The organism is Paenibacillus sp. FSL R5-0407 (assembly GCF_038009185.1).
Classification (GTDB): Bacteria; Bacillota; Bacilli; order Paenibacillales; family Paenibacillaceae; genus Fontibacillus; species Fontibacillus vini.
The window spans coordinates 27462-41275 of sequence record NZ_JBBPAX010000001.1 but is presented as its reverse complement, the minus strand read 5'-3'; the positions used below and the strand labels follow the sequence as shown (position 1 = coordinate 41275).

Annotated in this window: 13 protein-coding genes; all 13 read right to left on the bottom strand. The window is 51.1% G+C overall.

The window, feature by feature from the left end; translation table 11 throughout:
* Positions 1-690 (bottom strand): response regulator transcription factor, encoded by a 690-nt coding sequence (locus tag NYE70_RS00205; RefSeq protein ID WP_211022144.1) that lies wholly within the window; start codon positions 688-690, stop codon positions 1-3.
* Between the two features lie 189 nt (positions 691-879).
* Positions 880-2532, bottom strand: a complete 1653-nt coding sequence (locus NYE70_RS00200) for a S1C family serine protease (RefSeq protein WP_341044638.1) — start codon at positions 2530-2532, stop codon at positions 880-882.
* A 148-nt stretch (positions 2533-2680) separates the two neighbouring features.
* Complete coding sequence (locus tag NYE70_RS00195; RefSeq protein ID WP_341044637.1) at positions 2681-3340, bottom strand: response regulator transcription factor; 660 nt, start codon at positions 3338-3340, stop codon at positions 2681-2683.
* A complete protein-coding gene (locus tag NYE70_RS00190; protein WP_341044636.1) occupies positions 3337-4380 on the bottom strand; it encodes a sensor histidine kinase in 1044 nt (347 codons plus the stop codon). The genes NYE70_RS00195 and NYE70_RS00190 overlap by 4 nt, the downstream gene beginning before the upstream one ends.
* A gap of 4 nt (positions 4381-4384) precedes the next feature.
* Positions 4385-5338 (bottom strand): cell wall-active antibiotics response protein LiaF, encoded by a 954-nt coding sequence (gene liaF, locus NYE70_RS00185; protein WP_341044635.1) that lies wholly within the window; start codon positions 5336-5338, stop codon positions 4385-4387.
* 200 nt (positions 5339-5538) lie between these two features.
* Complete coding sequence (locus NYE70_RS00180; RefSeq protein WP_211022139.1) at positions 5539-5700, bottom strand: hypothetical protein; 162 nt, start codon at positions 5698-5700, stop codon at positions 5539-5541.
* A 116-nt stretch (positions 5701-5816) separates the two neighbouring features.
* Complete coding sequence (locus NYE70_RS00175; protein ID WP_290407548.1) at positions 5817-6515, bottom strand: 3D domain-containing protein; 699 nt, start codon at positions 6513-6515, stop codon at positions 5817-5819.
* A gap of 245 nt (positions 6516-6760) precedes the next feature.
* Positions 6761-8698 (bottom strand): threonine--tRNA ligase, encoded by a 1938-nt coding sequence (thrS, locus tag NYE70_RS00170; protein WP_341044634.1) that lies wholly within the window; start codon positions 8696-8698, stop codon positions 6761-6763.
* 139 nt (positions 8699-8837) lie between these two features.
* Positions 8838-9023, bottom strand: a complete 186-nt coding sequence (locus NYE70_RS00165; protein WP_211022137.1) for a hypothetical protein — start codon at positions 9021-9023, stop codon at positions 8838-8840.
* Positions 9024-9082: 59 nt separating this feature from the next.
* A complete protein-coding gene (locus tag NYE70_RS00160) occupies positions 9083-9967 on the bottom strand; it encodes a putative sporulation protein YtxC (protein ID WP_341044633.1) in 885 nt (294 codons plus the stop codon).
* A 132-nt stretch (positions 9968-10099) separates the two neighbouring features.
* The gene (gene mqnC, locus NYE70_RS00155; RefSeq protein ID WP_211022134.1) at positions 10100-11236 is read right to left on the bottom strand and encodes a cyclic dehypoxanthinyl futalosine synthase; all 1137 of its coding nucleotides are present in this window, start codon (positions 11234-11236) and stop codon (positions 10100-10102) included.
* 193 nt (positions 11237-11429) lie between these two features.
* Entirely contained in the window at positions 11430-12620 is a 1191-nt protein-coding gene (locus tag NYE70_RS00150) for a trans-sulfuration enzyme family protein (RefSeq protein WP_341044632.1), read from the bottom strand.
* Positions 12613-13800: a PLP-dependent transferase gene (locus tag NYE70_RS00145; protein ID WP_341044631.1), complete on the bottom strand. Its 1188-nt coding sequence runs from the start codon at positions 13798-13800 to the stop codon at positions 12613-12615. Before NYE70_RS00145 ends, NYE70_RS00150 begins: the two co-directional genes overlap by 8 nt.
* Positions 13801-13814 lie beyond the last annotated feature (14 nt).

Below are 13814 nucleotides of genomic sequence, written 5' to 3'. Positions count from 1 at the left end.
CTAGGAGTCTCCTCTCAGTATGTAGCCTGCGCCGCGGATTGTCTGGATCACCCTTTTGCCGCCATACTCCTCCGTTTTTTGCCTTATCATCGCTATATATACTTCCAGGACATTGGACTCTCCGCTGTAATCATAACCCCAAATTTTATCCATAATTAAATCGCGGGTAAGCAGCCGCCGCGGATTTTGCATGAACAAATGAAGCAAATCGAATTCTTTGGCCGTCAGCTCCAAACGCTGTCCGGACCGCAGCACCTCACGGGAGTCCAGATCCATTACAATATCTTCAAATATCAGCCGATGATCGGCCGATTCTCCGGCCGGTTCTTTTCTCCGCAACAAGGCGCGTACCCGGGCGAGAAGCTCCTCCAGCGCAAACGGCTTGACCAGATAGTCATCTGCCCCCGTATCCAGGCCCTTCACCCGGTTTTCCACCTCGTCCTTGGCGGTCAGCATCAATACAGGAACCGTGCTTCCCCCTTCCCGTAACCTGCGGCACACCTCAAAACCGTCGATTTGCGGCATCATCACATCCAGAATGATCAAATCCGGATCAGCCGTCAGAACCATCGACAAGCCTTCCGCTCCATTTCGGGCCGTATGTACGTCATACCCCTCAAATGCCAATCCCCGCCGCAGCATAGAGGTAATTTTCTCGTCATCATCTATAACCAGAATTGCGGATCTCATCTAACCCTCACTCCTTTAATCAGCAGATCATCATTCCTGCCGCCTTCAATACATCTATCTATATTCTAGCAAAAAGCACCGGGCTTTTCCGCTTCATCAGCGATTTGGATCAAAGCCCCCACAGCTTAGAAAAAGCGGCAGGCTATAGCCTGCCGCCTCTCTTCCAAGCCGGATTAACGGCTCTCCTTGCTATTCGAGATTCGCGAACTCATTTTTGTCGCCGATCGTAATGTCCAGATCCAGCTTCCGGCCGTCGCGAACAACGTTAAATGTCACCTTGTCGCCAACCTGCTGTTTCTGAATGTACTCGATCAAAGCTTCCTTGGTTGCAAACCCTTTGCCGTCCGCACCGGTAATGATGTCGTAAGGGCGAAGGTCGGCATTATAGGCCGGGGATTTGAATACGATGTCCGATACGACGGAGCCTTCCTTCACATCGGTCCCCATTTGCTTTGCAACTTCATCAGTCATCGTCATCAGCGTTGCGCCGATAAACGGAACCGGTTTTTTCGGGATTTTCTCATTGTTCTTCAGCTTGTCGAGCACTTCCGTGATCGTGCTTGTAGGAATCGCAAACCCGATGCCCTGAGCATCCGAGCTGACCGCCACGTTGATCCCGACCACTTCCCCGTTCAGATTCAACAGCGGGCCGCCGGAGTTGCCGGGGTTGATCGATGCATCCGTTTGAAGCAGGTGCTCATATTCGCGGTTTTTTTCGCCGTTTTCTCCGGCAATCGTGATGCCGCGTTCCTTCGCGCTAAGCACGCCGGCCGTTACGGTGTGGTCAAATCCTTGCGGGTTCCCGATGGCGACCAGCCACTCGCCGACTTCCGTACTATCGGAATTCGCGAGCGGGATCGAAGGGAAGTTGCCGTCACCTTCAATCTTCAATACGGCCAAATCCAATTCATAGCTTGTGCCAAGCACCTTGGCTTCATACGGTTTATCCGTATCCTGCACCGTGACTTGAACGACATCGGCGTTATGCACGACATGCTCATTAGTCAAAATATAACCGGTCTTATCGAAAATAAAGCCCGAGCCAATGCCTGTTGGAACCAGTTGATCGGAGCCCGAGGATGATCCGTTGTCTCCCGAGCCGCTGCCACCGCCGGAGTATCCATCACCGAAGAAATAGCGGTAGAACGGATCGTTGCTGTAAGGACTCGTCGAGCTGCCCTGTTTGCTGGAGTTGACCAAGGTTTCAATCTTCACGACCGCAGGTCCGGCCTGCTGGACAACATTAGTTACATCACCGGGATTCGTAATCGGATAAAGCGCCTGCGTAGCCTTTGACGAAGAGGAACTGCTTCCGCTCTCCTTCGTACTGCTGCTGTTCGTAGAAGCAGGAGCGGATGCCGACACACTAGCCTCCGGCTGATCCCCTGTGAACAGGTTCTGGTGATCCGCATACACCATCGCACCTGTCATAATCAGCATTCCTGCCAGCACGCCGGCAATCACCGATTTGACCGAGGATTTCTTAGGCGGTTTGTTAAACTGCCAGTTTCCCGGATTTTTAGACGAAGCGGCTCCTCTTCCGTCCCCGTTCGCTCCGCCTCCGACTCCGCCCGCAGAGGAACGAATCTCATAAGAAGCGGGAATCGGGCGAACCGGTTGCGGTCTTGTGATTTCCACTTCTTCCGACTGCCGGCGGTCATAAGAAGGACTTCCTTGATCGCTGCCTTCGCCGTTTCCATAGGATTGGAATGGTCCGTACGAGTAGTAGTATGATGAGCCCGAACCTTCCGATTCCCGGGACTTGTCGTAATTATTTTCATTTGCGTTAGTATTATTGCCATCCCCGAAAGGCTGACCTGATTTGTTTCTTTCCTCGTCCATGGTGATATTCCCTCCTTCCCCCGCACGGTGCAGGGGGTATCTTGTTTTCTTGTTCTTATTTTGTACTATAAACCTTAAGCGTACCTTAAAAACAATTAAAAAGAAGATAAAAGCGAAAGAATAACATATAAGATCAAATAATCAGAAATTAACTGCCGGAGACCCATCCTTGTCGATGCGCATGGATCGCCAGCTGTGTCCGGTCCTCCAGCTCACATTTCATCAGCAGATTGCTGACATGGGTCTTGACCGTTTTAATACTGATATGAAGTTCCTCGGCGATATCTTTATTGCTCTTCCCTTCGGCAATCAGCAAGAGCACTTCCTTTTCCCGCTCGGTCATGCCCGAATCGTCGCCCTGAACGCTCCGCTGGCGAAGCCCCCGGGTCAAAGCCTGGGCCACGTCCCCCGTCATCACCGGCATCCCCCGGTAAGCTCCTTGCAGGGCATAGATCAATTCTTCCGCGGACACGGTTTTCAACACATAGCTGACCGCTCCCGATTCCACAGCCTGTACTACCAGGTCATCCTCCAAAAAGCTCGTCAAAATTACAATCTTCATCCCGGGGAAGCGGCTAAGTACTTCCTTGGTGGCTTCGGCGCCGTTCATAACAGGCATCATTAAATCCATCAGTATGATGTCCGGCTGTCCTTGAGGAATTCCCCGCTCCAATACGGCAACCGCATCCTGGCCGTTCGAGGCCTCGGCGATCACCTCGAAACCCGGATCAAGCATCAGATAAGTTTTAAGTCCCATTCGCACCATATCATGATCGTCAACGATCATTACTTTAATCTTATCGCTCATTCCTGTTCTCCCCTTTTGCTATCTTCGAACTTTGGAATATGTACCCTGATCGTCGTTCCCGCACCGGGTTTACTTATGATTTCCACATGTCCTCCGAGCTTTTCCGCCCGCTCTCTCATCGTGGTAAGCCCGTAGGAACCCTGCTTTTGATAAGTACTGCTGAATCCTTGCCCGTCGTCGCTGATACTGAGCACCACCTGCCTCGGCCCCTCGCGCAGCGACAGGCTTACCAGCTTGGCTCCCGCATGCTTGACGATATTGGCCATGGCTTCCTGCACGATCAGGAACAATTGATGCTCCTTCGCTTCGGACATGTCGCCATGCAGATCCATATCCTTGATTCCCTTAAGCCCGTTCTGCCTGCAATAGTCGGGGAACCACTGATCCAGCGCTTCCGCCAGCGTTTTGCCGACCAATTCCATCGGACGGAGCTGGGCGATCAAAGCTCGCATCTGTTTTTGGGCCGTGTTGGACATCAGGATCAGCTGGTCCATCACAAGATGAGCCTGCTCCTCGTTATTTTCCAGCACTTTTGGAAGGGAGGAAGCGGCCATATGAATCGCAAACAGCTGCTGGCTAACCGTATCATGCAGATCCCGGGCCAGTCTCCTGCGCTCTTCCAAAACCGCCTTTTCCGCGGCCTGTTCTTTCTCCATAACTTCCTTCTCGCCCAATTGCTGCAGCAGCTGCATCTTTTTCTCTACCGCGTCCGTCATATTGTTGAATTCCTGATAAACCCCGGCAAATGTCTGATCGACAGTCTCCGGCATGCGTACGGATAAATTCCCCTTAGCCACTTGGAGCATGTTCAGGTGCATCGGATCGATCCGGCCTTGAATACGCCGCCCTGCGACATAACCAATAATGAGCGTCAAAACGACGACCCCCGCCACATCGTAAATCCATACCCGGGAGTCATGGACGACAATGACCCCGGTTATGGTTCCGATATAGAGAGTAATCGCCGCCAAACTGCCTGTCAGTAAGAAGAAAAGCAGAAGCTCCCATTTTGTATTCTTTAAAATCCGCTGTACTATCATATTCTTAGCCCACCATATTCACTTTTACATCGCCAATGAATACGCTCACGACCAGTTTTACCCGTTTGCTGGCCTCGCCGTAGTACGGAGATTGGGCATCGACATTGCTCATGAATCCGCCCTGCTTCTGGTTCAGCACCTTCAAATCGCCGATAAATGCGCTGGAATTTGCGGTAATTCCGATATCCATATCTTCAGGAATGAATACTTTCACGTCCCCGATAAAAGCGGATACGTTGATTTTCGTTTCACCATAAGGAATCTGCGCTTTCGTTAAATCGATGATCGTGTCCCCGATAAAATGGGAAATGTCCGTCGGATGCAGTTCAAAATAATCCTGCCCCAAGTGAACGTCTCCAATGAAACCCGACTTGTTCACGATCTCTGGCTTGCCGGTTGAACCGTTGCCCATCCCGAACGAGTCATAGCGCTGTTTCTCATGCTTGTATTTGAATTTGTCTTCTTTCTTCGCCTCGTCCTTCTCAAGCCCGCCAAAAATCGAATCCAGCGGGGATTCCATCTCCGGAATGTACTTATTATTCAGCGGTGGTACCGGTGGTCTCGATGGCGGCGGCGGTGGCGGTGGCGGAAAATTCCGATCACGGTCGTTTCGGCTGTGGCCTGGTTTAAACAGGACGAACAGTCCTCCGACGATAAGCGCAAGCGGGAAAAAGAATTTAAAGAAATCTCCCGGCGACAACGAGATCAAATCAAGATTATTAGCCAGAAAATAGCCCCCGATAACGATCAATATCGCGCTCCCGATGAAGCTCGATCCTCTCCACTGCCCATTTCCGAGCTGGCTAAGCCCGCCTAGTATTAAAAACACGGGCCAGTAGGTTGAGAAAAGATAACCCAGGCTAAGGTCCGTAATTCCTAATTGGTTCAATAAAAATATGCCGCCGACAGAGATCAGCACCAGGCCTCCTATCAGCCGTCCCAACAATCCGTTTCTCATTGCATTTCCCTCCAAATGGTTCATTCCTGAATCTGTTAAACCTATTGTAACGGATTCCCGGGAAGGGCAACAGCGGCGCGAGGTGGAACCTTGTCTCGGTCTCGGGACCGAGGGGTTTTACTTTTTTATCCAAATAAATAAAAAGAGACGCTTCCGGCCCACTTAAAAATGGGCGGAAAACGTCTCTGGATGCTTCAATATTATTGTTGTTGTTGTCCTGCACCCTTGTTCATTGCAGCATTGCGGGATGCTTTTGCTTTTTGAGCAATCGTTGCATTGGATTCTTCAGCGAACTCGGCATTATACTTCTCGTTCGGTGTTTTATAGCCAGGAGAAGCTGCCTTGTTTTTTTGATTCGGCATGAAATTTCACCTCCCTTTGCATAAAGCGCAGGCATTGAAATGCCTTGGCGGCCGTTTGTTATGGCCACGTCCCTTATTATGCTTACAGGTAAAGTGAAATATTCAGGCTCAGGTCTCTAGATCGCCTGATCCCATACCTTATCGGAAAACTCCTTGTCCACTTCCATCGCTTTGCCCAATTTGTTAAGCATTGCTTCCGTCAGCTTGCCGTTTCCTTTACGAATAACCTGGACCTCGACTTCCTTCTTGCCCCATTCTTTGAATACCTGTTTGGTCGTTTTGAAGTAAAGGTCAATTTTGTTGCCTTTAATTGCCGATCCTTTGTCCGCGACTACGCCGTAGCCGTACCCTGGAATATAAAGAATGGTACCGAGCGGAAATACTTTTAAATCCGCGGCAATCGTAGATATCGTATCTTTATCCCGGCGAACCTTTACCCCGGAATACGTGATCCCGTATTGAGGATGACTCGGCTTCTTGCCTGTCGATTCAAACCCGGCTGTATAACCGGTAGCCATAACCTTGACCGTTTGAACCTTCTTTTTGGCCGCCTCTGGCTTGACCTCTTGGGTCTTCTTCTCCAGGAAAAGCGAGTGAATCGAACCGTACGCTCTTTCTCCCTCCGGCTGGATGTGCTTAAGTATTTCCTGCTGTCGGGCATGCTCCCGGTATTCCTGGAGCACATATTGATTATATTGACTCTTCGACATTTCGGCCGTAATGGCATAAGTTGTACTCTCTGCGGCTATTCCATGGAGTAGAAGAACGACTACAAAACTTAGCGCAACTCTCCGCCACAAATTAAATTGACGCATATGAAAACCTCCCCCTTATTCCGAAGGGTTTCCACATGCGCCACAGTTTATACATTATAGAGTGTGATAAATGTTCAAAAATCGGCTTTTCAGCACCGAGAAGGTTGGATGAAGCAGAGACTGAGGAGCGCAGCGTAGGCAAACCTACGTGAGCACCGGAAGACTCTGCTGAATTCAAGATTCGATGCCGATTAAGCTTCAATGAGATACTTCGTGATCAAAAGACGAATTTTTGAACTACCTTTTTAAATTACGTGATTGCGGATTTCGTCTTGGAGGAGCGCTAGTACCTCATCCAGCGCCTTTGCACCAAGGTCCCCTTCGCCGCGTTTACGAACGGAGACGCTGCCGCTGCTCTTCTCGTTTTCGCCGACTACGAACATATAAGGAATCTTCTCCAGCTGGGCTTCGCGGATTTTATAACCGAGCTTTTCGTTACGCAGATCGCTCTCAATCCGAATGCCACCAGCGCGCAATTTGTCTTCAACAGCACGCGCATAATCATCGAATGCTGTAGATACCGGAATGATTTTCGCTTGAACCGGCGCCAGCCAGAGCGGCAGGTTACCTGCAAAGTTCTCAAGCAGGAAGGCCGAGAAGCGTTCCATCGTACCGAGGATGCCCCGATGAAGGACAACCGGACGGTGCTTCGCGCCGTCGTCTCCGACATATTCCAACTCAAAGCGTTCTGGAAGCAAGAAGTCGATTTGAATCGTGGACAATGTTTCTTCTTTTCCGAGAGCTGTCTTAACCTGTACGTCCAGCTTCGGACCATAGAAAGCCGCTTCCCCTTCGGCTTCAAAGAACGGAAGCCCCGCTTCCTCTACTACTTCACGCAGCATGCGTTGAGCGGTATTCCACATCTCGTCGTTCGCAAAATATTTCTCCGTATCCTGAGGGTCCCGGTAGGACAGACGGAAACGATACTCTTTGATACCGAAGTCGCTGTAAACCTGCTTGATCAGATCCAGCACGCGTGTGAATTCGCTCTTGATTTGATCCAAACGGCAGAAGATATGCGCGTCATTCAAAGTCATGGAACGTACCCGGTGAAGCCCTGTCAAGGCGCCGGACATTTCATAGCGGTGCTGCATGCCGAGCTCGGCGATCCGGATCGGAAGATCACGGTAGCTTCTCATGTCGCTCTTATAAACCATCATGTGATGCGGGCAGTTCATCGGACGAAGCACGAATTCCTCCGTGTCGATCGTCATTTTCGGGAACATGTCATCCTGGTAGTGCTCCCAGTGTCCCGAAGTTTTGTACAGGTCCACATTCCCGAGAACCGGAGTGTAAACATGTTGATAGCCGAGGCGTTCTTCAATGTCAACGATATAGCGTTCCAGCGTCCGGCGCAGCGTAGCGCCTTTTGGCAGCCAGATCGGCAGGCCTTGTCCGACAAGATTGTTGAACGTAAAAATGTTCAATTCTTTACCAAGCTTGCGGTGATCGCGTTTCTTGGCTTCTTCCAGCATATGCAAATGATGATCCAGCTCCGCTTTCTTTACGAAGGCAGTTCCGTAAATCCGCTGAAGCATCTTGTTGTCACTGTTGCCGCGCCAGTAAGCGCCCGCCACGCTAAGCAGCTTGAACACTTTGATTTTGCCGGTGGATGGAACATGCGGTCCGCGGCAAAGGTCGAAAAATTCGCCTTGATCATAGATAGAAAGAACGCTATCTTCAGGCAGGTCACGGATCAATTCCAGCTTGTACGGATCGCCAAGTTCGGTAAAGATCGCGACAGCTTCTTCCCGGCTGACTTCGCGGCGGATAATCGGCAGATTTTCTCCGATGATTCGCTCCATTTCTTTTTCGATCTTTTGCAGATCCTCGGGATTGAGCGGATGCTCCAAATCCATATCGTAATAGAATCCGTCCTCAATAACTGGCCCGATTCCAAGCTTCACTTCTTTGCCGCCAAACAGGCGTTTTACCGCCTGCGCCATCAAGTGGGCAGTGCTATGGCGCATAATTTCCAGGCCATCCTGGGAATCCAAGGTAATAATTTCTACCTTTGCCCCGTCTTCCAGCTTCGTATTCAAGTCAACGGCCTTGCCGTCAATTTTGCCGGCTACCGCATTCTTGCGCAAGCCGCTACTGATGGAGGCAGCTACATCCTCCAGAGTGCTTCCTTCAGCGTATTCCCGGACAGAGCCGTCCGGCAGCGATACATTAATTGCCATTGTTAATTCCTCCCGTAGATGATTAATGATTATAGTCCCGGAATCGGACAACAAAAAAAGCCCGCCCCGGAAAGGGACGAGCATGATTTACCCGTGGTTCCACCCTAATTCGGCGTCACTGCTTCCGCAAAGACAACCCTTATTCGGCATTATGTAACGGTAATGAACCGGCGGTCCCTAATGTGTCCACAGGCAAGGACTGGTTCGGAATCGCAGCTACAAAGGGGTAAACCAAAACCGGAGCATAAGGGAATTTCAGCCGGGTTCCCTCTCTCTGCACTGTCCGTTGTTTCTGGTTCATGTCTTTGTCAACGCTTTTGCTCAATGTAAGCAAATTTGAATCACGTGTAATTATAAAACGAATACGTTGCCTCGTCAAGAACCCTATGTCCCTTGATCCAGTCGTCTCGATTCCTGATGAAACATCTGGCATGGAGGGCAGTGCAAACAAACCTCTGCACGGTCACCGAAGATGCGGCGGATCGTCGAAATGATCTGTGCCTCGGGATGAAGCGTGTGGATCATGATCCGATTGGGGGCCAACGAGATAAGGGTGCTGACGATCATATCCTCCATCTCCATCTCCTGATCTGCTATATTGGCCACCACCCCTCCACAAGGAGGCGCGCTGATCTTAGTGAATTCCTCACTCAGGATACTGAATTCATGATCTTGCTTATGCATCAAATGGATAAGCGGGGTTAGCGGTTCTTGAAAATGAACAAAATATTGCAGCAAATGGATGAATTCCTCGTACTGCTGATCCAGCAAATATTCCTCCATGGCGACATCCACAGTTTCCCGCAGCTTGTCCCTATAATCCTGAAGTCGGAATGCAATAAACCCGTCCAGATCCAGGTACGAGTTCTCCTGCAAATATCCCTTGAGAACATGATAAATCCCGTCCATCCGTCTCCGTCTTGCCGCTTGATCGCCCACTTCCGGGCCCGCAAGCAGCTTTCGGCAGGACTCTTCCGCCGCAAGACCTTCATCGCGTGTAGCAAACGAATACTGGGCCCATGCGATTTTCAGGGCCATACTTTCCTCCAGTACTTCAACGATATATCTGGAGATTCCTCGAGCGAGTCCTTCCTTAATTTTATGTTCCAGCTTCATATCGCCAGAGGGTCGGGATATCGTCAAATTCATTACGTTCCCTTCCGTGGTGTACCGGAGATCCCCCCGGGCGGCCGCTTTATGTAATGCACTTCCGGGTTCGCCGATACCGATATAATCAAGGAGCTGCTGTTCCGATTGTAAGCTTTTCATGTCCGCACGCAACGAAAAAAAATCCATAAGCTCTCCCCTTTCGCTTCCTTCCCAAAGTATATGGCGGGAGGGAAACGGATATACGGGGCGGGCCTATGGAAAGATAGCCAGCATTACCAAATGAATAATTAATTAATTTTGCATGATAAAGTCGCGTTCAATACTGGAGTCCTTATCAAATACGCGAAGGATTTCATATTTCGTATTCCGTTGGGCCGGCGTTTTGCCTGCCGAGCGGATGATCGACAAGATCGACTCGATGTTAACCTTGTACGTAGCACCGGCGGAGGATACGACATTTTCTTCAATCATCGTACTTCCAAAATCATTGCAACCATACTGCAGGGACAACCTGCCGACTTCTGGTCCCATCGTAACCCAGGAGGACTGCAGATTCTTAATATTGTCGAGCACGATCCGGCTGATCGCTACGGTCTTCAAGTAAGATTCCGGCGTCTGGCGGTCCACCTTGAGATTGGTGTTGTCCGGCTGGAACGTCCAAGGAATAAAGGCAAGGAAGCCTTCGGACGGATATCCGTTCTGAATGCACTCGTCCTGCGCTTCGCGGACACGAAGCAGGTGAAGCGCGCGCTCTTCCATCGATTCACCGAAGCCGATAACCATGGTCGCGGTTGTATTCATGCCGATCCGGTGAGCCGTCTGCATCACATCCATCCAATCGCGCCAGGAACCTTTCGCCCGACTGATTTTACGCCGGGTACGGTCATCGAGAATTTCCGCTCCGCCGCCGGGCAGCGAATCCAATCCCGCCGCATGAATCTCGCGCAGCACTTCCTCGAGAGAAAGTCCGTTAGAAACTTCCTTCATTTTCAAAATTTCCGCAGGAGAGAACGAATGCATCGTAATTTCCGGGAATCTGGCCTTGATGGCTTTCAACAAATCCGTGTAGTAACTGAACGGCAAATTCGGATTGGTTCCGCCCTGCATCAGAATTTCGGTTCCGGCAACATCGATCGTTTCCTGGATTTTTTGAAAAATAGTCTCATCGGGCAGCACATAGCCTTCTTCCGAGCCCGGACGACGATAAAATGCGCAAAACCGGCAATACACGTCGCAAACATTCGTATAGTTTACGTTCCGTCCAATGACGAAGGTCGTCACCGGGTCGGGATGCTTTCGCTCCATTAAAATGTTGGCCACATGACCCATTTTCTCCACTTCGTCCGACTCAAACAGCTTGATCGTATCTTCAAGGTCGAGGCGCTCCCCTTGCAGCGCCTTGTCTAAAATATGATTAATTGCGGTCATTTGGCTGCCTCCTAGCGTTTTCCTAATAGTGTGAGTTCAAAAAGTCGACTTTTTGAACTACATCTGATAAATAATCAAAAAATTCCAAAACCATACCAGATAATCGTAACACAATCATCTTCATTATAAAATAACCTCCCGGAATTTAGAACAGCACCCGATCAAGCTCGGGTGCTGTTAAGGAGGCGAAGTATTAGCTGTTCTTCAGCGCCTGTTCCAGATCGGCGATCAAATCGCCGATATCTTCAAGACCGACGGAGAAGCGCAGCAAGCCGTCGGTAATGCCGCGCTCATGCCGGACTTCCTGCGGCATGGACGCATGTGACATCATGGCCGGGTACGACAGGATGCTTTCGACAGCGCCAAGGCTGACGGCCACAAGCGGAAGCCGGACCTTGCTCAGCACTTGCTTCGCCCGCTCGCCCGAGCCGACGTCGAATGATACGACCGCGCCGTAGCCGGCCGATTGCCGTTCCTGAACGTCACGACCCGGGTGTTCAGGCAGGCCTGGATAAAACACGGCGTCAATATCGTCCCGCCGGCTCAACCAATCGGCAAGCTTGCGAGCACTGATTTCGCTGTGCGCCATTCGCGCGCCAAGCGTCTTCATGCCCCGCATCAGCAGCCAGGAATCCTGGGCACCAAGCACGGTGCCGAGACCGTTCTGCAAGTATTTCAGACGGTTCCCCAACGACTCGTTCCGGGCCACAGCCAGACCGGCCAGAACATCGCTATGCCCGCCCAGGAATTTCGTCGCGCTGTGCAGCACGATATCTACGCCAAGCTCAATAGGCCGCTGGTAGTACGGTGTCATAAATGTATTGTCAACGATGCTGAGCAAGTCATTTTCCTGAGCCCACTTCGCGATCAAGGCGAGGTCCGTGATTTTAAGGGTCGGATTGGACGGCGTCTCCATAAACACGGCCTTCGTATTCGGCTTCAGAGCCGCTTGAACTGCGGCAAAATCCGTCATGTCGACGAAGGTCGCCTCAATGTTCATCCGGCTTAATATATTGGTAAGCAACCGATATGTACCGCCGTATACATCTTCCGTCACAATCAGATGATCGCCGGCCGAAAACAGCATGAACGTGGTCGAGATCGCCGCCATACCGCTGGCAAACGCCAATCCGCGCGAACCGCCCTCGAGAACCGCTATATAATCTTCCAACGCCTGACGGGTCGGATTGCCCGAACGGCTATAGTCGTATTCCGGCGGGTTAAAGATGTCGTGATGATGGAAAGTGGATGCCTGGTAGATCGGGACGCTGGACGCCCCCGTAGCGGCGTCGACTTCATTTCCGAAGTGGATCAGCTTCGTATCGAATTTCTTGGCCGGTAATTCCGGCGATCCGCCTTGCTGAGATTGTCCGCTATCACTCATTCCCTTGACCTCCTTCGACTTCCAGCCGAGCTGCCTCGAGTGCCTGACCCAGGTCCGCGATCAAATCCTCCGCATGCTCAATACCTACCGAGAAGCGGAGCAACCGGTCGTCTACACCAACCGCTTCGCGGATTTCCACAGGAATGTCGGCATGGGTCTGAACTGCCGGATAAGTCATCAGCGATTCCACTCCGCCCAGACTTTCCGCAAAAGCAATCAATTCCAGGTGCCGGAGCACGGGCTCAACATAACGGGCATCGGTTACTTTAAAAGCAAAGATCCCCGTATTGCCGCTCGCTTGCTTCTTTTGAATATCATGACCCGGATGATCCGGCAGTCCGGGATGGAACACCTCCGCGATTTGCGGATGCTGCTGCAAGTATTTCGCGACGGCGAGCGCATTGCTCTCATGGCGTTCCATTCTCAGTGCCAAGGTCTTCATGCCGCGCATAAGCTGATAGGAGTCGGTTGGGCTGAGCACTGCACCGATGGAATTGTGAAGAAAAGCGATCTCGCGTGACAATTCTTCACCCTTCGTGATAATCAAGCCGGCAAGCACATCGTTATGGCCGCCCAAATATTTGGTCGCACTGTGGACGACAATATCCGCGCCAAGTTCAAGCGGGCGCTGAAAATATGGCGTCAGCAGCGTATTATCCACAACGGTCAGCAGCTGATGACGCTTCGCCCAAACAGTAACCGCCTCAATGTCGGTAATCATCATCAACGGATTGGTCGGAGTTTCAATGAATACCGCTTTCGTATTCGGTTTGCGTTCGCTCTCAAGGGCGTCCAAATCGTTGGTATCCACATAGGAAGCGCTAATTCCGAACCTGGACAATATCCGCTCCAGCAACCGGTAAGTTCCTCCGTACAAATCAAGCGATACGATCAGATGATCGCCCTGGGAAAACAAGCTGAATACGGTCTGCAGCGCGGCCATACCCGAACTGCAGGCAAATCCCGCGTCCCCGCATTCGAGTGCCGCGGAAGCTTCTTCAAGTACAGTTCGGGTCGGGCTCTTCGTACGGGAATAATCAAATCCCGTGCTCTGACCGAGCCGCGGATGCCGGAACGCTGTCGCTTGATATATCGGGTAGTTTACCGCACCCGTGACCGGCTCTTCTATCGAACCGATTTGTGCCAATCTGCTCTCCAAATGCCATTTGTTCTCTTTCACCTTGAATACCCCTC

Coding starts and splice junctions, on each gene's coding strand:
- NYE70_RS00180 (WP_211022139.1), bottom strand. CDS start 5,700: ATGCCGAATCAAAAAAACAAGGCAGCTTCTCCTGGCTATAAAACACCG.
- liaF (WP_341044635.1), bottom strand. CDS start 5,338: ATGAGAAACGGATTGTTGGGACGGCTGATAGGAGGCCTGGTGCTGATC.
- NYE70_RS00175 (WP_290407548.1), bottom strand. CDS start 6,515: ATGCGTCAATTTAATTTGTGGCGGAGAGTTGCGCTAAGTTTTGTAGTC.
- NYE70_RS00160 (WP_341044633.1), bottom strand. CDS start 9,967: ATGAAAAGCTTACAATCGGAACAGCAGCTCCTTGATTATATCGGTATC.
- mqnC (WP_211022134.1), bottom strand. CDS start 11,236: ATGACCGCAATTAATCATATTTTAGACAAGGCGCTGCAAGGGGAGCGC.
- thrS (WP_341044634.1), bottom strand. CDS start 8,698: ATGGCAATTAATGTATCGCTGCCGGACGGCTCTGTCCGGGAATACGCT.
- NYE70_RS00150 (WP_341044632.1), bottom strand. CDS start 12,620: ATGAGTGATAGCGGACAATCTCAGCAAGGCGGATCGCCGGAATTACCG.
- NYE70_RS00190 (WP_341044636.1), bottom strand. CDS start 4,380: ATGATAGTACAGCGGATTTTAAAGAATACAAAATGGGAGCTTCTGCTT.
- NYE70_RS00195 (WP_341044637.1), bottom strand. CDS start 3,340: ATGAGCGATAAGATTAAAGTAATGATCGTTGACGATCATGATATGGTG.
- NYE70_RS00200 (WP_341044638.1), bottom strand. CDS start 2,532: ATGGACGAGGAAAGAAACAAATCAGGTCAGCCTTTCGGGGATGGCAAT.
- NYE70_RS00205 (WP_211022144.1), bottom strand. CDS start 690: ATGAGATCCGCAATTCTGGTTATAGATGATGACGAGAAAATTACCTCT.